The sequence below is a fragment of the Paludibacter propionicigenes WB4 genome (genome assembly GCF_000183135.1).
Lineage (GTDB): Bacteria > Bacteroidota > Bacteroidia > Bacteroidales > Paludibacteraceae > Paludibacter > Paludibacter propionicigenes.
Map to the genome: position 1 here is coordinate 3,520,264 of NC_014734.1, position 21,501 is coordinate 3,541,764.

The window sequence follows — 21,501 nt, forward strand, 5'->3', positions numbered from 1 at the left end:
AGTTTAATTTTTTGAGAGTAATACGTTTGATGATTCTGTTGATTGTTGCTCTATCAGTTTCAGCACGGTAGTCGCTATTTTGTCGGATGTCTTGCGGCTGTTCTTTTTCATTACTTCGGCTGTTTCCAGATGCATGGTGGTGAAGTAGTTCGATCCGCGGCTGATTTCCTTTTTTTCTTTGTTGAATAGACTATAGCTTACAAAGTAGAACACCGTATTGAACGGTTGATCCTGCTTGCGCAGGAAATGGCGACTCAGAATGAGCACATATTCGGCACCGGTGCCCGATAACAGGTCGCGGAAACACTGACTGTCTACCTGCGATAAATCTGTTGTGCATTCGTCCTGTTCGCCCGTTACAGTTATATTGTTCAGTATGTTGTTACACTTTTCGATGTTACCGGCCTGAACGAAACCTCCGCGCGACTGTGTGATATTGCCCGCTATGGTGCGGTTAAATACCACTTCCAGACTGTCTTGAGGAATACCCGACTCTTCGGCAATTAGCTCCTTGTAGTAATAATCGGATTTGATATTATCCTTTAGACCCAGGATTAGAATTTTTTTCAGGTTCGGTTTTTCGTCGTTTTTATTGTCTTTAGCTTCTATTTGCGTTGCAGCTACTGTTATCAGTAATGCTGTTAGCAGCATGGATTTTAAGCAGATTTTCATAACTTATTTAATTTAGTGGAGATGGTAAAACGTCTATTTTACTGCACAAAAGTAGATGTCTGATGTTTCAAACTGAATACAACCTAATGAAGGTTATATTTAGTTTATATTTTATAATTGATAGATATTTTGGGTCTCGCGATTTTTAATCACGGTTACCAAATGCGCGATTAAAAATCGCGAGACCCTGATATTAGTATCATATCTCATCGCTTACTACACTCAATTATTCTTTTTCCGGGAACCAAATAACAAAACCAACCCGGAATGATGACTTATATGTAACAAACCTGTATATTTGTAGTGATAATCTTTCATCTTTTCACTATCAGCAGGATATGCCCACTAAGTCAACAATTGCAGCACACACCGGTCAACGGGTTTCGGGAGCGATGAAGCGCTTTATGATCAGCTTGTTGACTGATGCCATGGCGCATCCCGAAAACCTGGAAAGCGGAAAAAAGCACCTGAAAGCCTATTGCGAAAGTGAGCGTTTGAATTATCGGACTGTGGAGCGTGACCTGGACTTATTCTTCGGACTATTAGCCGACTATCGCAACAACAATAGTGTGGTTTTATATCATTTTCTGAGACTGCAAGCTCAGTTTTGCTACGTGGACAAAGCCACGTTTGATACATTGCCCCTTGCTGCCCCCAACCCCGATAGCTTATGCGAAGAACATGCCCTAAGCAGTTACCACACGGGGGCTGATTTACTATCTTCGGATAATGTTGGCGGTATGGTAGGTGGTCATCTGATCGGTTTATAACGAAAAAAGTATGCAGCATTCCTCCAATACAGCCTTTCATGTTTTATGGACAAAACCTTCGACCGACAAGGGTGAGCATTTCAGCATGAATGATGCGGAGATACTGACCATGGTGCTGTCTGCTTTGATGTGGCAAAAACACAACGGCTCTATAAGTCTTTATACCGATAAAACAGGGTATGAGTTTCTCCGGGACAGGGAACTGCTCGGACTGTGGGATGGAGGCATCGATACCGATGTGCTTGAAATGACCGATTATCCGATTGACGCAGAAGTATTTTGGGCAGCAGGCAAGTTGATAGCGCTGGAAAAACAGGCGACACCGTGTGTAATGCTCGATACCGATTTAATTATCACACGCCCACTGCAGAAGCTGTTGAAAAATCAGAAAATAACCGCGCTGCACCCCGAGGAACTGAACGGTGAGGCCTATCTGAGTCCCGATGTATTGAAGTGCCCGCGCGATTTCAGTTTTCCGCCTTTTTATAACTGGGAAGTACTGCCGTCCAATACAGCCTTTTTGTATATTGCGGATGACCCGTTTAAAGACTTTTACCTCGGAGAAGCCAAACGATTTATGTTTCATAATACCGACAAGCCCATGGAGATGGTTTCTCAGATGGTTTTTGCGGAGCAAAGATTACTCTCTATATGTGCCGATTATAAAAAGATGCCCGTACAGTATTTGCTCCCCGCTCCGTTTTCGGGCACCAACGAAACCGTTGTCCATCTTTGGGGATTTAAAGGCCTGTTGCGCCGGAATGAGAACCTGCAAGCCGTTTATTGCAGGCAGCTGATCAAAACACTGGGTAAAGAGCTTGAAACAAACCGCTTTTTTCAGCGCTATGTGCAAGCTTATTTCTCCGAAGAACTGAAAATAGCTGTTCAATGCCTCTGATTGTCCAATCGTAGGGAGTTATTGGCTTTGCCGGTTTTCAGTTCACATCCAAGTGCTTCGGATTTAAAATATATACAACATAAGTGCGTACCATGAATTAGTTTAGGTTAAAAACTCTGCATTAACTGCCCCCAACCCCCTAAAGGGGGCTACCTAAGTGCGATATGTGCAGAAAGAATCAACATTTTCACACGGCAAAAGTCCCCTTTAGGGGATTTAGGGGCGTATCAAAATAATATAAACTAATTTCGAGCATATACATACGATAATTAAACTTGACAATAAATACAGAATGAAAATCTACTCAATGATCGGTTCGATGGTGGTAACACTGGCTCTGCTATTCTATACCACCGGCTTTTTCAAAGAGCAACGCCACAAGCTCGTAACTTCGCGGGTGTTGTTGTTTTTTACCGTAGGTGTTGTGCTCGATTGTACAGCCACCGTACTTATGATACTGGGGTCATCGCAGGGAGAACTAACCTTTCATGGCATAATCGGTTATTCATCCCTGCTCGGGATGAGTGTTGACACGCTGTTGCTGTGGAGGCATAAACTGAAGAACGGTTCAGCTCGACCGGTAAACAAAAGCCTGAGTCGGTATACCCGCGGAGCTTATATTTGGTGGGTGGCAGCTTACTTAACCGGGGGATTGCTGGTGGCATTACGTCATCATGCCTGAGAATAAGTAGTTATTAATATTTAATGATATATTTTAGCACAATAGAGCACATAGAAATCAAGGAGAGGAAAAAGACTTAGGTCACATAGTAAAAGTATCTGACGATACTTTTGCTCAGTCTGAAATTATCCCGTATTCGGGATAATGCTATGTGTTCTTAGTCTTGTATTTCCTATTTAAAACTAGTGTGAACTATGTGACAAAAAACATGTCAACAATAACTATCATTTACTTAAGAGGAAAGGTAGGAGGGTTGTAATTTCAACTCAATAAAACGAGGCTGTCCGACAAGTGTTTTTTTTGAACGCAAATTACACAAATCCACGCAAATGCTGTTTTTGTAAACAGACCTATATTAGTCGTTTATAACTTGTATTCATTTGCGGTTGTTTGCATAATTTGCGTTCTTTTTTCTTTCTGTACACCCTAGTTATACAGAAGTGCACTAGTTGAACCCTTACTTTTCAATTGGTAAATACTAACTGCTTTTTAGAAAAGTTAAATATTTTCATTTAAATATGTATACATAACAAAAAAAGTACTATATTTGTCCCGCTTGTTTGTCATAAGCAATGTAGGTTGAAGGTTTAGATTATAGTTTTGCGGCAGACTGATTCGGGAGAATCGGCCTGCCTTTTTTATGGCAAGTAGGGGAGTAGTCTGTTATTCAGTTTTTACTACCGTTATCTCTTTCTGGTAGGTGCTGTAGCGGAGCGATCGTTTTTCATTTTACCGAATTCACCTTATTTTAGTAGAGATGAGTGTGTTGAATAAATTTTATTTAATAATAAATGTATGCTGTTTTAAATGAAATAATTATATTTGTGCGATAATTTTCATAGAAATAAATTTTTAAAGGTTAATAGATTATTGGTGGCAGGTCGGTTCGGGAGAATCGGTCTGCTTTTTTTGTGTTGCGGAGCGTATCGGGTGGTTATTCAGCTTTTACTGCCAGTATATCTTTCAAGTAGGTGCTGTAGCGGGACGATAGTTTTTTTTATTTTGCCGAATTCACCTTATTTTAGTAGAGATGAGTGTGTTGAATAAATTTTATTTAATAATAAATGTGTGCAGTTTTAAATAAAATAATTATATTTGCCTCGGAGTTTTGTCATAAATGATAAATTTTAATAGTTAGGATGTAAATAAATTGGTAGGCAGGCCGGTTCGGGAGAATCGGTCTGTTGTTTTTATGTAGTGCAGAGCATCAGGTCGTTATTCTGCTTTTACTACCAGTATATCTTTCAGATTGGTGCTGTAGCAGGGCGATAGTTTTTCATTTTTCAGTTTCCACTTCCGGTCGAAGCCCTGAGCTGCTATTTTTACTTTTTGCTTGCCGTAGGACGCGTTGAGTTTGTCCATTACGGTCATCACTTTTTTGTATTTGGTTCGGTCGCGCGTGTCGAACAGATTGGCCTGCAACGGACGCTCGGGAGATATTTCGCTTACTATGACGCCGGCTTTTTTATAGCGGTAGCCTTCCCTGAAGATGGATCTGAGCCCCCTGAGGGCATAGTCGATAATTTCGGTCGTGTCGTTGGTCGAAACGGGCAGGTGCATCACCGCTTGGTTGGCATACTGCGGTTGGTTGGTGGCAAAGGGATTGGTGTGTATAAATACCATAACCACGGCTGCAGTGGTTTTTTGCGCGCGTAGCTTTTCGGCACAGGCCGCTGCAAAGTTGGCAACTGCTTCGGATACGGGTTCAATGCTTGTCAGCTTTTCGCCAAAACTGCGCGAAGTGCAGATCGATTTTTTCGAAGCCGGTCGTTCCATTTCAATACAGGCTGTGCCGCGCAGTTCGAGCCAGGTTCTTTCGCCCACCACGCCCATGTGCTGCCTTACCCAGGCTTTGGTGCGCAGGGTGAAATCCCAGGCCGTGTTGATGCTGTGGTATTGCAGTTTCTTGGAGTATTGCCGGCCAATGCCCCACACGTTGGCTATGGGCGTAAGCTTAAGCGCTTTTTCGCGTTTCTCGTCGGTGTCCATTATGCACACCCCGTTGTATTGCTTGTATTTCTTGGCAAATTTGTTGGCTACTTTGGCCAGTGTTTTGGTGGGAGCTATGCCCAGACTTACGGGTATTCCGGTGCTTTTTATGACCGTCCGCACCAGTTTATTGGCGAGCCCGTTGAGGTCGATATTCTCAAAGCCATCGAAATGCAGAAAAGCCTCGTCGATGGAGTATATCTCCATATCGGGCACAAAAGTTCCAATGATGCTCATAACCCTGTGCGACATGTCTCCGTACAAAACATAATTGGACGAAAAAACGGCCACCCGGTTACTTTCAATCAGCTCTTTGAGTTTATACGCCGGCTCACCCATTGGGATGCCGAGCGCTTTTGCTTCGGACGATCGGGCAATAACGCATCCGTCGTTGTTCGATAGCACCACGACGGGTTTCCCGTTGAGCATTGGCTGGAAAACCCGCTCACAGGATGCATAAAAGTTATTGCAATCAATTAACCCGAACATAACCCAAAATTAGTTTTTACGGTGATTTTTGATGGAATACGTTACAATTCCCCAGATACAAAAGTTATTCTCTTCCGTTACCTTTATCGGCTCAAACTTAGGATTGGCCGGAACAAGATAAATTACATCGGTTTCAAATTTTATATATTTCAGCGTAAATTCTCCATCGATAAAACATACAGCCGTGTCGCCGTCTTTAGGATCCAGACTTTTATCCACCACAAGTATATCGCCATCCATAATACCGGCATCCTGCATGGATGTTCCTTTTACTTTGGCGTAAAAAGTGCTTGTCGGATTGTTGATCAGCTCGGTATTTAAATCAATCTTCAGGTCAATATAATCCTGAGCCGGGCTTGGAAATCCGGCGGCTATTCCTCCATCCACAAAAGGCAGAGGCATCTGCGAATTGGTGTTGGCCGAATAAAAATCCAGCGTGGAGGAGTCTGCTATTTTTCTGATATGTTGCATAATACCGTGTAAGTTTTCGTGCTGTGCTTATAATGGCAAAGTAAGCAATTTTGTTTCAATAAATGAGAAATCCGTCTCGATAAAAAAAACGCAACTGCCATTTTTATGACAATTGCGTTTTGCGGTGTGACCCTGTCGGGATCACTTTTCGTGTTTAATCTAAAAATAAGTATGTTTAAAATAGCTATCAAAAGGTGCTGATTTTAAGATGATTAGTTTGTAGCTGTTTAATCTAATATAAGTCGGATTTAATTAGGTTAGCTCGAAAACTGTCAGTACTTTTGCCAGTATATTTTATTAGGGCTATTTTCGTCTTTTTGCCAGTACTTTTTCCACAATGACATGAAATACAGTTGCACATTTTATTTAGATAAGGAGAAAAACGGATTTTGTCCAATTAATGCATCTGTTACTTTTGCTAGCACCAGATTAAGGTATTACATTGGTTATCGTATCCAAAAAGAGAAATTTGTTTCTTTTAGTGATGAATTTGGAAAAGATACCAAGTAAAAAAGAACTCAATAGGATTAGAAGGCAAAACAGCCGTGAAATACAATGTTATCAACGACCGTTTACAAGCAATCAATGTAGAGCTATCAAACCTACTTCAGAGTGCAAAGGAAGTGCCAGATAAACAATTAATAATAGAAAAACTGAATGACGTTTGCAATAAAGTAGAAAGTGTAAAGGAGCTTGTTGTCGAGACTTTCTGGGAAACAACTGACAGGTTTGTTGAAGCCACAAATGTAACACCTTCTAGTCGCAAACAATTAAAATCTGCATTGAAGCGTTTTAAGACCTTTGAGGGAACTCTTTCCTATAGCCTAACATTTGGCAATATCAATGGAGAAACCCTTACAGCATTTGAGCAATGGCTCAAAGATGGCACACGTGGGCGAAACTCTATTACTTCAATTCTGAAAAGAATTCAGCGTTTTTTTAGTTGGGCGATTAAAGATCAAAAATTGAATCAGGTAGAAGTAACAATTACCAACCCATTTACAGACTTTACTATCACACCGGAAATGTACGGAACACCTGTAGTCCTAGAAAAAGCAGAAAGAGACTATCTGTTCGATTTACCATTAGTGAACGAGCGCATGAAAAAAATAAGGGATATTTTTATTTTCCAGTGTTACTGTGGCGCACGTATTAGCGATTTAATGAAATTGACAACTGCGAATTTACATGGAGACATTTTAAAGTATGTTCCGCAAAAAACAGCAAAAGAAAGCATTAAAGAAGTCGTAATACCATTGAATAAAAATGCTATTCATATATTGAAACGGTATAATGACCCCGAAGGCTATCTATTGCCTCGGATGAGTGATACGGAAATAAATAGAACATTAAAAACTCTTTTCAAAACAGTCAGTAAGGAAAGACCTAAAGGATTAGACAGACCTGTTGGACACTTAAATCCAAAAACTGAAATCATCGAATATATACCACTTCATGAACTTGCTTCCACCCATCTGGCTCGTAGAACTTTTGCTGGATTAATGTATGCTGCAGGGCAAAAAGACGATTTAATTGCTTCAATGACAGGACATAGTGAAAATTCAAAAGCCTTTACAAGATACCGGGCTATTGATATGGATTTGAAGAAAAAAGCAACTAAAAATCAATGATAAGATGTTGAAAATTAAACGAAGTAAAAGGCATAGGTTATTGAATGATATTTTACAATTAAATTAGCTGATTATGATGAAAATTGTGATAGTAATGAATCTATACTCCGAAAACTCAACAAACCTATAATAAAGCATATCGAAATGGAAGATTATATGAAGCTGTCATTTAATGAGTTTTTAGAAGCAATTAAGGGGTCAAAAACAAAGCATGTAGATCCTAATTGGACATTTACGTTTCCAGATGCAAGTCAGTTGGACACAATACAGATCTACAATTATTTGGAATTGATAACTAAGTGTTTTGATCCTTGTATGGTAAAGTTGATATTGAAAAGCATTAATACGTATCTTACCAATCTAAATAACTCATTTGGTTATAAAGAATTTTTCGGGGTAGATGCTTTTAAGTTAGATCAATTTGTTGAACTGATATACATCCTTGAGAGTGGAATAGAAAACGGGAAATCTATTAAACAACTCGGTAAAGCCAATATTCCACCGAAAAAATTTGTAGATTATTTGCAGAATAATGATAAGGCTAAACTTCTTATAAAATTGCATGATTTATTGGACGGTGCTGTACCAAAGGAGTTCGCAAAGTATGTGTTTGCATTAAGAGAGTTGTATTATATTCAAATCCCAACTACAAAAAAAAAATTATATGATGCAATGAGAATAGAATTTAATGAAATTGGAACAGATTCAGCAATGAATAGTTATTTAGGTGAGACTTTGAGCAATAATTCTAAAATTACCAAACAAGAAATAGAAGAAACAAAAAAACTTATCGAAAATCGATTAAACGGTTAACCAATAATTAACTGATAAGAGAAAGGCATAACAAAACGTTGTGCCTTTTTTTTGCGTCAACTTGTTTCTACTTGTCGCAAACAGAAACAAGACTAATTGTTTAGTAATGTTCAATATACATACTATTTTTGCAGGCAAGTCAAACAACTGAAAATAGTAGCTACTTTTTAGGGAAAGGCAAAAATTAAATAATTAGAACAATGGACACCGGAATTAAAAAGATAAGCGACGATCGTCCGCTATATCAATTAACAGTAGCTGAAGACAGTGCTAGGATACATAAAATCGTAGATGAAGTCTTCGTGAAGTATGGTTTAAACACGCAAGTTACACCAGTCTCAACCCCACGAATAAAAATTAATGGTATTCGTGGATTAGCTTCGTATTTAGAAGTATCCGTTCCAACAGCACAGAAATTGAAAAATTCAAGGAAATTTGCTTTCTATGAATCCGGAAACAAAGTATTCATGTACTCTGATGAAGTAAATGCTGGATTAAAAGTAAGTGCAAAAGAAGTCGGACTTTCTAAAAAGGTACAGAAATGAAAAAAAACGAAGTAAAAACACCGATTCCTTCCATTCGCAATGGTAAAGATACTCATTTTATTAACAAAACTCAATTTTATCTCGAGTATTGTAGTATTTGGTTAAGTTTTTTCGAAGGAGGTGAATCATGAAGGATGGCTTTATTCTTTATTGTTCGCATTATCCGACAATAAATAAATTGTCGAACGAAGATAAGGGTAAATTACTCGATGCTGTATTCCTATACCATATTAAAGGTATTGAACCTAAATTTGATTCCTTTCCAGTTGAACTTGCCTTTTCATTTTTGAAGCAACAATTTGATAGAGATGAAGAAAAATACTTAAAGACTGTAGAAAAAAACAAATCAAATGGCTCAAAAGGTGGTCGACCCAAAAAATCAGAAGAACCCAAACAACCCAGTGGGATAATTGGGATATTAGAAGAACCCAGAAAAGCCGATAAGGATAAGGATAAGGAAAAAGAGAATAATAAGGAAGTTAAAAACAAATATGAACACAAAATCCCAATTTTGAAACAGGATGATGGATTTCTTTCTTCAATTCCTTTAGAGTGGAACCCAATTATAAGTAAATGGCTCGATTTTAAAAAAGAGAGAAAAGAATCTTATAAAAGTTTTACATCCTTAAATATAATGTTTGAGAAATTGAAGAAGTTTTCAAACGAAGATCCAATTATAGGATTGGAAATAATTGAAAACTCAATTTCATCAAATTATTCAGGTTTCTTCGAACTTAAAAACAACCAAAATGGAACAGATAAACTCAGTAATTCAACAAATAAAATCACAAGAAATGCAAACGATAAATCGATCTACTGTTAGCATTGAGACTTTCAAAAGGGTAATTAATCAAATCTGCCCAGATTTTTTAATAACAGACGAAAATAAAGAGATTTTAAACGAACTGTACAGATACATTAACAACACATCGAAAGTTCTAGATTGCTCAAAAGGCATATGGTTTTGGGGCTCTATTGGTACCGGCAAGAGCACACTAATGAAAATCCTTGCAGAAGCTCAAAGAGCAGCCGACAAAGACCGAGGGTTTAAATGTGTAAATTGTTCCGAATTAGCAACCAAGTATGCCGCTTACGGTTTTGAAGCAATGAATGAAAGCACATTTAACGAGGGAGAAAAACCTCATCCAGTCGAACGTGGATTCGATGAAGTTGGTCGTGAGCCTATACCTGCCAAGTATTTTGGAAATGATTTGAATGTTATGCAGTATATTTTCGGAATGCGTTACGAACTCAGAAACACAGTTAAAACTCATGTTACAACTAATGTACGCAAAGAGTCAATACCGATACTTTACGGAGACTATATTAACGACAGACTTTATGAGACGTTCAATTTTATAGAAATTAAAGGAGAATCAAAACGAGGTGCTACTAAGTAAAGAATACTTTTCATTTCCACAAAATTATTCTTAAATAGTTAAAATGAGAATTGCAAACTACAACTTCTATATAAAAGTAATATGATTTTATTTGCGAAAATAGTACATGTGTCTAGAATTCAATTATATACGATTCTTTGTAATCGATTTATATAGATTTTAGCATGAAAATTAATAGAAATTGAATTTTAAACAGCTTTTAAGTATCTTTTAATCAGTCATTTAGATCAATGAAAAAGAAACAGGCTGAATAGTGTATTTCGCATTTGACGAAAACACTGTCGATAAAAGAAGAACGAATATAAAAATTCATTGTTCCAAGAATATAGTCAGTAAAGCTCTTCACAACTGTATACTACTCAACCATATTTATTGTGTTGTTGTAATTTCCGTAGTTATTCATGGTCAAAGGGATTAAAATAGATTAGGAAAGTTTATAAAGAAAGAGAGTGGAAGAAATTCTACTCTCTTTCATCTTGAAATCCCTAGATCCTTCAAGCTGAGCTCACGCCGAAGCCTAAAGGAAAGAAAGTAATGCTCCCGATGAGAAACTTTTTATTCAGAAACCGAAAATAGTTGAATAAAATAGCATGTAGTTAAAAAATGATTCGTAAATTTGGGGTTGAAAAATAAATTACACTTTTATATTCCAAAACAGGTGAAATAGATGCTCAACCAAAATCCTGAACAAATAGCCCGAGACCAAATCGACAAGCAATTGTCGGAATGTGGTTGGATTATTCAGAATAAGCAGAGGATAAATCTTCATGCCGGGTTGGGTGTGGCAATACGTGAATATCAAACGGATGTTGGTCCGGCTGATTATGTACTATTTGTTGGAGGGAAACCGGTTGGTATTATTGAAGCGAAACGCGAAGAAGAGGGACAGAAATTTTCAGTACACGAGGGTCAGATAGAGGAATACGCAAAAGCTAAGCTAAAACTGATTAATAACGAGCCTTTACCGTTTTTATATTTAAGTACCGGGGCTATCACTCGCTTTGCCGATACGCGCGACCCCAAACCTCGTTTCAGGGAAGTGTTTACATTCCATCGTCCTGAAGGGCTACAAAACTGGTTGCGGAAAGAAAAATCGCTGCGCAGGCGAATGGCTGAGGATATGCCTGCGCTTATTACTGATGGTTTGCGCGATTGTCAGATAGATGCCATTACCAAATTAGAAGAATCTTTTAAAAAGAATAAGCCGAAAGCCCTGATTCAGATGGCTACCGGTTCGGGTAAGACCTTTACGGCTATTACCTTTATTTACCGCTTACTGAAAAACGTAAAGGCTAATAAAGTACTGTTTCTGGTAGATACGAAAAACCTGGGCGAACAGGCTGAGGGCGAATTTCGCAGCTATATTCCGCAAGACGATAACCGCTTATTTCCCGAACTACATGGCGTAGTGAGATTGAACAGTTCGTTTGTGCCGCAGGATTGCCAGGTTTATATCAGTACTATTCAACGGTTGTATTCTATTCTGAAAGGAACAGAACTTGATGAAAGCGCCGAACAGGAAAACCCAAACGAATTGAAAAGTTTTGCCAAAGAAGCCATGCCGGTGGTGTATAACGAAAAAATCCCCATTGAGTTTTTCGACTTTATCGTGATTGACGAATGTCACCGAAGCATCTACAACCTTTGGAAACAGGTGTTGGATTATTTCGATGCGTTTCAGGTAGGACTCACGGCTACGCCAGATAACCGCACCTTTGGTTATTTCAACCAAAATGTAGTTTCGGACTACGGTTACGAAAAAGCGGTGATTGATGGTGTGTTGGTTCCGTACAATGTATATACCATCGAAACACAGATAACACAACAAGGTGCAGCCCTGAAAATGGGCGAAATGGTGGATAAGCGCGAACGCCTTACTCGCAAAAAGTTTTGGGAGGCGGTGGACGAAGATGTGGAATACAGCGGTAAGCAGTTGGACAGGGATATTGTAAACCCCAGCACTATTCGCTCCATTATCCGTGAAGTAAAGAACACCTTACCTGCCATATTTCCTGACCGTATTTCGGGGGATGGTTCGTTCGAAGTGCCTAAGATGCTGGTATTTGCCAAGACCGATAGCCACGCTGAAGATATTATTGAAATTATACGGGAGGAATTTGACGAGAGTAATGATTTTTGCAAGAAAATCACCTACCAGAGTTCCGAAGACCCCAAAACGATACTCAACAGTTTCCGCAATTTGTATTACCCGCGCATAGCCGTTACGGTAGATATGATTGCTACCGGAACCGATGTGCGACCGCTTGAAGTATTGCTGTTTATGCGCGATGTAAAAAGTCGCAGTTATTACGAGCAAATGAAAGGACGTGGTACGCGTACCTGCTCCATCGAAGAATTGCGAGCCAAGGGAACTCCTTCTGCTAAATTTTCCAAAGATCATTTTGTGATTATCGATGCCATTGGTGTGGAGCAATCGCAGAAAACCGATAGCCGACCGCTGGAAAAAGCGCCGGGTGTTTCGCTCAAAGAGGTTTTGCAGCGTATAGCTGTGGGCGACCGTAGCGAGGAAATACTGACCACGCTGGCCAACCGTCTGCTTCGTCTTGATAAACAGATAAACACCCACGAAAAAGAAACATTTAGTTCGCTGGCCGAAGGCAAAAACATTGCCCATGTGGTGAAACAACTGCTTAATGCTTATGACCCGGATACAGTGGAAGGTGTACGAACGAGTGTTCAATCAGACAAAAAAGGATTTCCACCTGCTGAAATAGAATCGGCCATTAAAGCCGAACAGCAACAAATAGTGGAACAAGCTGTAGCTGTATTTCATAACCCCGACCTGCGCGACTTTATTACCGATGTGCGTAAAAAGTACGACCAAATAATTGACACGTTGAATCAGGACACCATAATCAAAAGCGGTTGGGTTAAGGATATTGAAGCCGAAGCGCAACAAACTGTGCAGGGCTTTAAAGTCTGGATTGAGACGCACAAAGATGAAATTACGTCATTGCAACTGTTCTACGGGCAGCCTTATCAGCGTCGTGAGTTGACTTACAAGATGATTAAAGAACTTTCCCAAAAGCTTGTTCTTGATAAACCCAACCTTGCCCCTATGCAAGTATGGAAAGCTTACCAAAAACTGGAAGATGCCGGAAGTCCACTCTCGGAAATGATTGCTTTGGTATCATTGGTACGTCGGATAATCGGCATAGATGAAATACTTACTCTCTATGACAAAACAGTAGATAAAAACTTTCAGGACTGGGTATGGAAACGCCACTCCGGTGCAGGACATAAATTCAGCGAAGAACAAATGGAATGGTTACGCATGATTAAAGAACATGTAACCAGTAGCTTCCATATTGAGAAAGATGATTTCGATTACAATCCATTCAATTCGCAGGGAGGATTAGCCCGTATGTGGCAATTGTTTGGTGACGAAACGGAGGAAATTATTAATGAATTGAATGAGGTGTTAGCAGCGTAATTTATAAGGTTCAAAGCTTATATAGACTAAATATAAGGTTTATTGCTTATAATTGCCAAATATAAGGATAATTCCTTATATTTGTGGTTGAAAAATAACGAATAGATTAAAGGAAAATATCTAAAAAAACACGACAAATAAATATTGACGCATAAGGAGATGATAAAATTTTCACAAACCTCTCTCTGTACTCCCTTTGGGAGCTAGGAGGCTAAATTATAAACAGATGAAAATAGCCGTTATTACAGGAGATATTGTAAACTCCACCGAAATGAGTCCTGAAAACAAAAAGATTTTTTTTGTTTCTCTTTTCGCCTACTTTAAAGAATTAGAAGTGTTTTATAACGTAAAAATTGAAATGTTCAGAGGTGATAGCTTTCAATGCATGGTTAGTAACATTCAACATGCATTGCAAATAGCATTAGAAATAAAGACATTTATTCGAAGCACCGTCTCAGAGAAACAGGCTGTAAATCTAAAAATCAAAGACAACCTTTACAAGGCAACAGGACAAATCCGTTACAATGCAAGAATATCTATAGGCATTGGGGAAATGGATTTTGTACATGATTCTGCATTAACCTCCGATGGCACTGCATTTCGACTTTCAGGCCGACAGTTGGACGAAATGAAAAGCAAGAAGCAGTTTTTAATAATTTCAACAGATGATAAATATCATAGGGAACTACAAATGGAATCTGTATTGCTGGATGTGATAATGAACAATAATACGGTTCAACAAAGTGACGTAATAAATAAAAAACTTAGGGGTTATATAGAAAAAGACATAGCCGGGATGTTGAACATCAAACAACCTGCTGTTAACCAACGATTGAATGCCGGAAACTGGCATGCCATAGATACTATGTTGAAGCACTTTAAATTACTGTACAGCAATGGATAAATCATGGCTTATTTTTACCTCCGAAGAAGGTAATTTTCTTATTCGTTTGTTGCTGGCACATTTTCTGGCCGATTTTGCATTCCAAACCCGGAAAATGGTTGAGCATAAAAGATGGTTCTCCTTACAGATGCTGTTGCATATTGCCATTGTGTTTGCATTAACATTCATATTCACTTTTTCATGGAAAATAGCCATCATCGTATCTGTATTGCACTGGTTGTTAGACGCCCTAAAGAAACAGTTTGAGAATAGCAGTTGGAATAAAGCCCTGTTGTTTTCCATCGACCAACTTTTACATCTGCTTGTGCTACTGTTTGTATGGCTGATCAGATTCAACCTGCTGGATAAAATACAGCAAGCCATCGTACTGCCTTTTACAAATTACAGAATAAGCCTTATTTTGCTATCGTATGTAGTTGTTTTCTGGCCTGTTGGGTATCTTATCGGATTTTTGCTGAAAAAATTTAATCATCCCGGGCAGTCGGACAAAGCAGGACAGATGATAGGGCAATTTGAACGCGTTATTATCCTCACGTTGGTGTTGTTGCAACAATACGAAGCCATAGGTTTTCTGATTACCGGCAAAAGCATTATCCGCTTTTCAAGTACCAATCAGGATGCTAAAAGTGAATATGTTCTGCTCGGCACCATGCTTAGTTACGCGCTGGCCATAGCAATGGGTGTGGTGGTGCGGATCATGTTGGATTTTCCTGTAAAATAAAGTATCAGTAAAAACATAAATGAGCGAACTAAATAATATACCAAAACACTGGCAAGTAAAAAGACTTTTTGAAATAGGTAAAGTTATTAATGGTGATAGGGGTAAAAACTATCCATCTAGGGCACATTATGTTGAATATGGCGTTCCATTTGTATCTGCTGGTAATATTGAAGAATACTATATAAATAGTAATAACCTTAACTTTATTTCAAAAGATAAATTTGAAGCACTAAACAATGGGAAGTTACAAAACAGAGACATTATTTACTGTTTGAGAGGTTCTTTAGGTAAATGTGCAATTTCAAATTTGAATGAGGGTGCAATATCATCTTCATTATGTATTTTAAGATTAGATCAGACCATTGAAGAAAGGTATGTGTACTACTATTTGTGTAGTCCATTTGGTAGAGCAGAGATTCTTAAGCATGATAATGGCACAGCACAACCTAATTTGTCTGCAAAGAATTTCTCAAATTATATTATCCCTATTCCCCCTCTCCACGAACAACTCTCCATAGTCTCCAAAATAGAAGAACTACTGAGCGACCTCGAAAACGGCAAACAACAACTCCTTACCGCACAACAGCAACTAAAAGTGTATCGACAGAGTTTGCTGAAGGCGGCGTTTGAAGGGCGTTTGACCAATAAAGAGGTGAAAGATGGGGAATTGCCTGAGGGGTGGAAATGGGTGACAATTACTGATTTGGCTGAAAATAATAAACACGCTTTAAAAGCTGGGCCATTTGGCTCTGCTCTTAAAAAAGAGTTTTATGTTGAAACTGGATATAAGATTTATGGTCAGGAACAGGTTATTATTGATAATCCTAACTTTGGAGATTATTATGTAAATGAGGAAAAATACCAAGAATTAAAATCGTGTCGTATTAAGCCATTCGATATTTTAATTAGTTTGGTCGGAACTGTTGGCAAGGTACTTATTTTACCAGAAAATTGTATGGATGGAATTATCAATCCTCGACTTATTAAGATATCATTAAACAGACAGAAATACTTGCCTAAATTTTTCAAATATTATTTTGAAAGTTCTTCAGTCAAAGCACATTATAAATCACAGGCTCAAGGAACAACGATGGATGTGTTGAATCTGGGTATTATAAAGAAAGTACCTTTTCCATTAACCACACTTGAAGAACAACAAAGAGTTATTGATGAATTAGAAAGCAAACTCACCGTTTGCGATAAGATAGAAGAAACCATCAACCAAAGCTTGCAGCAGGCTGAGACATTGAAGCAGAGTATATTGAAAAAGGCGTTTGAAGGGAGGTTGGTAAAACCTCAGCCGACAAAGGTTGTAGCGAAACCAAAAAATGAGTATTTCTATCAAATGCAGCTTTTAGCTCTTATTGCCAAGGCTTCAAAAGAACATAACATTGAGCATGGAGAAATGACCTTAGCTAAGTATGCTTATTTGTTAGATAAAGTATATGGTATTCCTACTTACTACGATTATAATCGTTGGCATTTAGGTCCATATCCTCCTGAAATGAAAAAGGCAATAAATAACAAACAATATTTTTCTCGAAAATCTAATCATATCATTGTTGTTAATGAAGATAAACTATTGAAATATACTAATTCATACGAAACAAATGTTATAGATGCAATTGATGATTTAGCTTCTATTTTTGAAAAATATCCGGTTAAAGAAAGAGCTGACAAGACAGAACTATTAGCTACTGTTTGTAAAGTTGTTGAAGATATAAAAACGACTGATATTACTGAAGTGCGTAAATCCATGCAAGACTGGAAAATAGAGTTAGATAACTGCCCTTTCAAAAACAAGGCAGAGAAATTCAGCATCGAAGAAACCGAAAAATGTTTGAAGTTCTTAGTTCAACGTGAATGGATAGCAAAACTAATAAACAAAAATTGAAAGAAAAGATGACAACTTCCTCCATAGTCTCCAAAGTATGGTCATTCTGTAATCCGCTACGCGATGTGGGTGTGGGTTATGGTGATTACCTGGAGCAACTCACCTATCTGCTGTTTTTGAAAATGGCCGACGAATACAGCAAGCCACCTCACAACCGTAAGCTGAATATCCCTAAGGAATATAACTGGGAAAGTCTCACGGGCGTAAAAGGTGCTGAGCTGGAACTGCATTATGCCACGCTGCTACGCGAACTCAGCACTCAGAAAGGCATATTGGGTCAAATATTTACCAAGAGTCAGAACAAGATACAAGACCCTGCTATGCTGGCTAAAATCATTGATATGATCGACAGCGAACAATGGCTCGTAATGGGAGCCGATGTAAAAGGTGATATCTACGAAAAACTGTTGGAGCAAAATGCGCAGGATGTGAAAAGCGGTGCCGGTCAGTATTTTACTCCGCGTCCACTGATTCGTGCTATGGTAGAATGTATTCAGCCCCAGCCCCTGAAAACCATTGCCGATCCGGCTTGTGGTACGGGTGGATTCTTTCTGGCAGCGTACGATTATCTGGTAGCAAACAATAAACTGGATAAAGACCAAAATAAGTTCCTGAAACTGGAAACGTTTTACGGTAACGAGATTGTAGCTAGTACCCGCCGATTGGCGTTGATGAATATGTTTCTGCACAATATCGGTGATATCGATAGCGATAACTTTATTTCACCTGCCGATGCGTTGATAGCTGCTTCGTCCACTACTTACGATTATGTATTAGCCAATCCGCCTTTCGGTAAAAAGAGTTCACAGACTTTTACCAACGAAGAAGGCGAACAGGAAAAAGACGATTTGACCTACAATCGTCAGGATTTCTGGGCAACTACCAGCAATAAACAACTGAACTTTGTGCAGCATATCCGCTCCATGTTGAAAACAACCGGCATGGCAGCAGTTGTTGTACCCGACAATGTGTTATTCGAAGGTGGTGCCGGTGAAACAGTCCGTAAAAAATTGTTGGAAACAACCGATTTACACACCATCTTGCGTTTACCCACGGGTATCTTCTATGCCAATGGTGTAAAAGCAAATGTCATTTTCTTCGACAACAAACCTGCCAGTAAAACCCCATGGACAAAAGAAGTGTGGGTGTACGATTACCGCACCAATGTGCATCACACCTTGAAGAAGAACCCATTAAACATTGATGTTTTAAAGGATTTTATTGCATGTTATAATCCGGCAAATCGTTTTAAACGGACGGAAACTTATAACGCCGAAACCAATCCCGAAGGGAAATGGCGTAAGTTTTCTTACGATGAAATCGTAGCCCGAGACAAAACCAGTTTGGACATAACGTGGCTAAAAGACAAATCATTGGCAGACCTCGATAACTTACCAGATCCGGAAGATCTGGCAACGGATATCATTGAAAATCTGGAAGCTGGCTTGGCAAGTTTCAGAGAAATAATGGTGAAATTGAAATAATACGTCCTCTGCTTTAAGCTAAAAATAAATCTGTTTAAAGCAAATATCAAAAAGTCCTGATTTAAAGATGATTCGTTGTGTGGCCGTTTAATCTAATATAAGTCTGATTTAATTAGGTTAGTTCGAAAAGTGTCGATTCTTTTGTCAGTATATTTTATAGGGGTTATCTGTCACATACAAAACGATTACTTGACTTTGTACTCAATGTTTAAGCATTGAATATAAATGTATTATAGAATACTTTGTGAATGAATGTTCATTATCTTCTTTAATTGAACCTCTTTTAATATTCTCTATTTTATCAGTATTTTGCCAACCAATTTACTGCTGATTCCAGGTCTTTAAACATTCCCGTCTTAATACCATGATTAGTCCAAGTAGTTTCAACAAAATGGAAAAAATTTTCATTTTCATTATTTGCAATATGAGCTGTAGGAATTTTCCTAAACAACATATTTATTTTATCTAAATGATTTGTAAACCAAAAATATGCTTCACCCATACCTATAGTTACAGCGGCTTGCGAGAAATCAAAAATTATTTTATAATTGAGATTAAATGCCAACATGCAAATTTCTGCATCCAGTTTTGCAAAGTTGGCTGCATTTACATCTCCTACAATAATCACAATAATAGTTTTGTTGATATCGTTTACGCTGTATGAGTGTTCCATACTCTTAGATTTAAAGTGGTTTAAAATTAACTTTTTTTTTATCAAGTCATTCTTATCTCCATTGAATCAGAATTTTTTATGCTTATACACATCTGCTAATCATACATATTTTTACGAATCTATTGAAACATTAGTTATTCAAATGTCACGTTAAACTCAACACGTCTATTTAGTGTCCTTCCTTTTACTGTTTTATTCGTCGCAACAGGCATCTTATCACCATAACCTACTGATTTAATCCGGTTTCCATCAACTCCTCTTCTAATTAAATAATTCCTGACAGCAGAAGCTCTAAGTTCTGAAAGTAATTTGTTTGCTCGTGAATTACCTTTACTATCTGTGTGTCCGTGTACTTCGATGAAATAAGCCGGATTTTTAATCAATTCTTTAGCTATTTCATTCAAAATAGTGTAAGATCGTTTTTTAAGTTTATCCTTACCACTGTCAAACTTAATGCCTGTAAGTGCTTTAATAAATAACAATATAATTCTTCGACTTATTTCCGGACAGCCCCGATTGGATGCTACTCCTGCTAAATTTGGACACATATCTAGATTATCCGGAGTTCCATCGCCATCCGAATCAACATTTACAGAATTCTCAACAACCTTATTCCCTTGTGTACTTGAACTTACATTAGCAATTGAAATATCGACAGGAAGACGGCTTGCGGTCTTATTCACTGAATCAACTGTAGAAACTTTCTCCGACTGACCTGAGGATGCAGTGCTTGTGTTTGAAATTACTTTAGGGCTGTTATAATTTTCAACAATGGACTTTGAGCCTGATTGTAACTTATTAGATACCGTATCTGATTTTATGTTCGGGCTAATCGTTGATAAGCTTTGATTGTTCTTATTAAAGTCGTTTTCGGGAATCGCAATTTGTTGCTCAGGAGTTTTAATTACTGAACTTACAGCTATTGAATTCGGTGGTAGTGCACTCGTATCAATTGATTTGGATACAGAATCCCGAACTTTGAGTTTATTCGATTCAACAGTGCCTACATTCTTGTCTGCAATTTCTACTATCTTAGCCTGTGGTTTTTTCTTTAAGTTCGCTTGAACTGGTACTATCGATTGAATTTCAGGCACCTCTTTTACCGATTTTGGATTCCTTATCACTTTCCAGTACATCCCAACCTTCACACCAAATGCAATAGGTGCTACCTTTTTTAGTCTGTCGGAACCAAAAAAGCCATTATACATGCCATCTGGTTCATAAACAGACTTTGTTCCTGTAGCTATAATGTTGTTCAGTCCATAATTGATGTACCCTCCGGCATAAAGTTCTAGTTTTTCAGAAAGTTTATAAAGACAACCAAAGTCTGAAATAGCCAAATAAGCGGTTTTTAATGACAAGTTATCTTTATAGTTATTGGTATAAGTAGTAAAACCGTATTGAGGTAGATCGTGTAATACTGCATTCCACTTACTGTAATAACCTGTAGTCACCATTTCTCCTCCAACGGTTTTGTAGCTCGCTTGCATTGGAATAGATATTTTAGCTCCGGCAGAGAGCATTATACCTGTTTTACTATTAATATAATGACGGTATTGAGCCAGTAAAGGAATATCTAGAAACAAGGCTTGTTGCTTTTCCTTCCAATCCTTATAATTATCACGAAACTCATAAACATCACCAACCACATCAGTGATATTTGGAATACTGGCCTGATAGTTCAACGTAGATAGGGTTGAAAACGACTGTGCTCCTAATCCAATCTGAAGCCCCCAATTTTTTGTAAGAAAGTGACTGTAAGCTACATTTATAGTATAACCCAACTGTGCATCGCTTGTACCATCTAACAATTTATAATCAAAACTTTGCCTTCCTGCCCCAATGCTCAAATGAAAGTAATTGTCATTTTTTTGTGCATGGATAAATCCGGCAAGAAGCAAGCTAAGCGCTATAACGATTTGTTTTTTCATCTTTTTATTTTCTGTAAGATTATTACATTAATTTGTTGAATTACAGATTCACTACGATTTCCACGCAGTGAATCTGTATT

18 protein-coding genes are annotated in these 21,501 nt (G+C 38.1%); 13 read left to right on the forward strand and 5 right to left on the reverse strand.

Going from position 1 to position 21,501, the window contains the following annotated elements:
• Positions 1-3 precede the first annotated feature (3 nt).
• Positions 4-672, reverse strand: a complete 669-nt coding sequence (locus PALPR_RS14645; RefSeq protein WP_049777051.1) for a hypothetical protein — start codon at positions 670-672, stop codon at positions 4-6.
• A gap of 338 nt (positions 673-1,010) precedes the next feature.
• On the opposite strand from PALPR_RS14645, the gene PALPR_RS14650 reads away from it, so the two are divergent.
• From PALPR_RS14650 to PALPR_RS14660, 3 genes are all read left to right on the forward strand, one after another.
• Positions 1,011-1,442, forward strand: coding sequence for a hypothetical protein (locus PALPR_RS14650; RefSeq protein ID WP_013446442.1), 432 nt, complete (start codon positions 1,011-1,013; stop codon positions 1,440-1,442).
• 10 nt (positions 1,443-1,452) lie between these two features.
• Positions 1,453-2,340, forward strand: a complete 888-nt coding sequence (locus PALPR_RS14655) for a DUF6734 family protein (RefSeq protein ID WP_013446443.1) — start codon at positions 1,453-1,455, stop codon at positions 2,338-2,340.
• A gap of 292 nt (positions 2,341-2,632) precedes the next feature.
• On the forward strand, positions 2,633-3,022 hold the full coding sequence (locus PALPR_RS14660; RefSeq protein WP_013446444.1) for a hypothetical protein: 390 nt from the start codon (positions 2,633-2,635) through the stop codon (positions 3,020-3,022).
• 1,215 nt (positions 3,023-4,237) lie between these two features.
• Here the strand turns inward: PALPR_RS14660 and PALPR_RS14665 are convergent.
• A complete protein-coding gene (locus PALPR_RS14665) occupies positions 4,238-5,500 on the reverse strand; it encodes a Y-family DNA polymerase (RefSeq protein ID WP_013446445.1) in 1,263 nt (420 codons plus the stop codon).
• 9 nt (positions 5,501-5,509) lie between these two features.
• On the reverse strand, positions 5,510-5,971 hold the full coding sequence (locus tag PALPR_RS14670) for a LexA family protein (protein WP_013446446.1): 462 nt from the start codon (positions 5,969-5,971) through the stop codon (positions 5,510-5,512).
• A gap of 545 nt (positions 5,972-6,516) precedes the next feature.
• On the opposite strand from PALPR_RS14670, the gene PALPR_RS14675 reads away from it, so the two are divergent.
• From PALPR_RS14675 to PALPR_RS14720, 10 genes are all read left to right on the forward strand, one after another.
• A complete protein-coding gene (locus tag PALPR_RS14675; protein ID WP_013446447.1) occupies positions 6,517-7,602 on the forward strand; it encodes a tyrosine-type recombinase/integrase in 1,086 nt (361 codons plus the stop codon).
• A 144-nt stretch (positions 7,603-7,746) separates the two neighbouring features.
• Complete coding sequence (locus PALPR_RS14680) at positions 7,747-8,415, forward strand: hypothetical protein (protein WP_013446448.1); 669 nt, start codon at positions 7,747-7,749, stop codon at positions 8,413-8,415.
• A 200-nt stretch (positions 8,416-8,615) separates the two neighbouring features.
• On the forward strand, positions 8,616-8,960 hold the full coding sequence (locus tag PALPR_RS14685) for a hypothetical protein (protein WP_013446449.1): 345 nt from the start codon (positions 8,616-8,618) through the stop codon (positions 8,958-8,960).
• A 127-nt stretch (positions 8,961-9,087) separates the two neighbouring features.
• The gene (locus PALPR_RS15595; RefSeq protein ID WP_013446451.1) at positions 9,088-9,783 is read left to right on the forward strand and encodes a DUF6291 domain-containing protein; all 696 of its coding nucleotides are present in this window, start codon (positions 9,088-9,090) and stop codon (positions 9,781-9,783) included.
• Positions 9,710-10,360, forward strand: coding sequence for an ATP-binding protein (locus tag PALPR_RS15965; protein ID WP_171805051.1), 651 nt, complete (start codon positions 9,710-9,712; stop codon positions 10,358-10,360). Before PALPR_RS15595 ends, PALPR_RS15965 begins: the two co-directional genes overlap by 74 nt.
• 667 nt (positions 10,361-11,027) lie before the next feature.
• Positions 11,028-13,814: a type I restriction endonuclease subunit R gene (locus PALPR_RS14700; RefSeq protein ID WP_013446453.1), complete on the forward strand. Its 2,787-nt coding sequence runs from the start codon at positions 11,028-11,030 to the stop codon at positions 13,812-13,814.
• A 226-nt stretch (positions 13,815-14,040) separates the two neighbouring features.
• Positions 14,041-14,718, forward strand: coding sequence for a hypothetical protein (locus tag PALPR_RS14705; RefSeq protein ID WP_013446454.1), 678 nt, complete (start codon positions 14,041-14,043; stop codon positions 14,716-14,718).
• Positions 14,711-15,439 carry a DUF3307 domain-containing protein gene (locus tag PALPR_RS14710; RefSeq protein WP_013446455.1) on the forward strand — a complete coding sequence of 243 codons (729 nt, stop codon included), beginning with the start codon at positions 14,711-14,713 and terminating at the stop codon, positions 15,437-15,439. Before PALPR_RS14705 ends, PALPR_RS14710 begins: the two co-directional genes overlap by 8 nt.
• Positions 15,440-15,458: 19 nt before the next feature.
• Positions 15,459-17,333 (forward strand): restriction endonuclease subunit S, encoded by a 1,875-nt coding sequence (locus PALPR_RS15600; protein WP_013446456.1) that lies wholly within the window; start codon positions 15,459-15,461, stop codon positions 17,331-17,333.
• Between the two features lie 8 nt (positions 17,334-17,341).
• Entirely contained in the window at positions 17,342-18,817 is a 1,476-nt protein-coding gene (locus PALPR_RS14720; RefSeq protein WP_013446457.1) for a class I SAM-dependent DNA methyltransferase, read from the forward strand.
• Positions 18,818-19,118: 301 nt separating this feature from the next.
• Here the strand turns inward: PALPR_RS14720 and PALPR_RS14725 are convergent, their stop codons facing one another.
• Both PALPR_RS14725 and PALPR_RS14730 read right to left on the reverse strand, forming a co-directional pair.
• Positions 19,119-19,490, reverse strand: a complete 372-nt coding sequence (locus tag PALPR_RS14725; RefSeq protein WP_013446458.1) for a hypothetical protein — start codon at positions 19,488-19,490, stop codon at positions 19,119-19,121.
• A gap of 134 nt (positions 19,491-19,624) precedes the next feature.
• A complete protein-coding gene (locus tag PALPR_RS14730; protein WP_013446459.1) occupies positions 19,625-21,421 on the reverse strand; it encodes an OmpA family protein in 1,797 nt (598 codons plus the stop codon).
• Between the last annotated feature and the right edge of the window lie 80 nt (positions 21,422-21,501).

What these genes read in the sequence shown, in the direction of transcription:
- PALPR_RS14720 (WP_013446457.1), top strand. Translation starts at nt 17,342, where the DNA reads ATGACAACTTCCTCCATAGTCTCCAAAGTATGGTCATTCTGTAATCCG.
- PALPR_RS14685 (WP_013446449.1), top strand. Translation starts at nt 8,616, where the DNA reads ATGGACACCGGAATTAAAAAGATAAGCGACGATCGTCCGCTATATCAA.
- PALPR_RS14650 (WP_013446442.1), top strand. Translation starts at nt 1,011, where the DNA reads ATGCCCACTAAGTCAACAATTGCAGCACACACCGGTCAACGGGTTTCG.
- PALPR_RS14670 (WP_013446446.1), bottom strand. Translation starts at nt 5,971, where the DNA reads ATGCAACATATCAGAAAAATAGCAGACTCCTCCACGCTGGATTTTTAT.
- PALPR_RS14700 (WP_013446453.1), top strand. Translation starts at nt 11,028, where the DNA reads ATGCTCAACCAAAATCCTGAACAAATAGCCCGAGACCAAATCGACAAG.
- PALPR_RS14655 (WP_013446443.1), top strand. Translation starts at nt 1,453, where the DNA reads ATGCAGCATTCCTCCAATACAGCCTTTCATGTTTTATGGACAAAACCT.
- PALPR_RS14730 (WP_013446459.1), bottom strand. Translation starts at nt 21,421, where the DNA reads ATGAAAAAACAAATCGTTATAGCGCTTAGCTTGCTTCTTGCCGGATTT.
- PALPR_RS15965 (WP_171805051.1), top strand. Translation starts at nt 9,710, where the DNA reads ATGGAACAGATAAACTCAGTAATTCAACAAATAAAATCACAAGAAATG.
- PALPR_RS14705 (WP_013446454.1), top strand. Translation starts at nt 14,041, where the DNA reads ATGAAAATAGCCGTTATTACAGGAGATATTGTAAACTCCACCGAAATG.
- PALPR_RS14680 (WP_013446448.1), top strand. Translation starts at nt 7,747, where the DNA reads ATGGAAGATTATATGAAGCTGTCATTTAATGAGTTTTTAGAAGCAATT.
- PALPR_RS15600 (WP_013446456.1), top strand. Translation starts at nt 15,459, where the DNA reads ATGAGCGAACTAAATAATATACCAAAACACTGGCAAGTAAAAAGACTT.
- PALPR_RS14710 (WP_013446455.1), top strand. Translation starts at nt 14,711, where the DNA reads ATGGATAAATCATGGCTTATTTTTACCTCCGAAGAAGGTAATTTTCTT.
- PALPR_RS15595 (WP_013446451.1), top strand. Translation starts at nt 9,088, where the DNA reads ATGAAGGATGGCTTTATTCTTTATTGTTCGCATTATCCGACAATAAAT.
- PALPR_RS14725 (WP_013446458.1), bottom strand. Translation starts at nt 19,490, where the DNA reads ATGGAACACTCATACAGCGTAAACGATATCAACAAAACTATTATTGTG.
- PALPR_RS14665 (WP_013446445.1), bottom strand. Translation starts at nt 5,500, where the DNA reads ATGTTCGGGTTAATTGATTGCAATAACTTTTATGCATCCTGTGAGCGG.
- PALPR_RS14645 (WP_049777051.1), bottom strand. Translation starts at nt 672, where the DNA reads ATGAAAATCTGCTTAAAATCCATGCTGCTAACAGCATTACTGATAACA.
- PALPR_RS14660 (WP_013446444.1), top strand. Translation starts at nt 2,633, where the DNA reads ATGAAAATCTACTCAATGATCGGTTCGATGGTGGTAACACTGGCTCTG.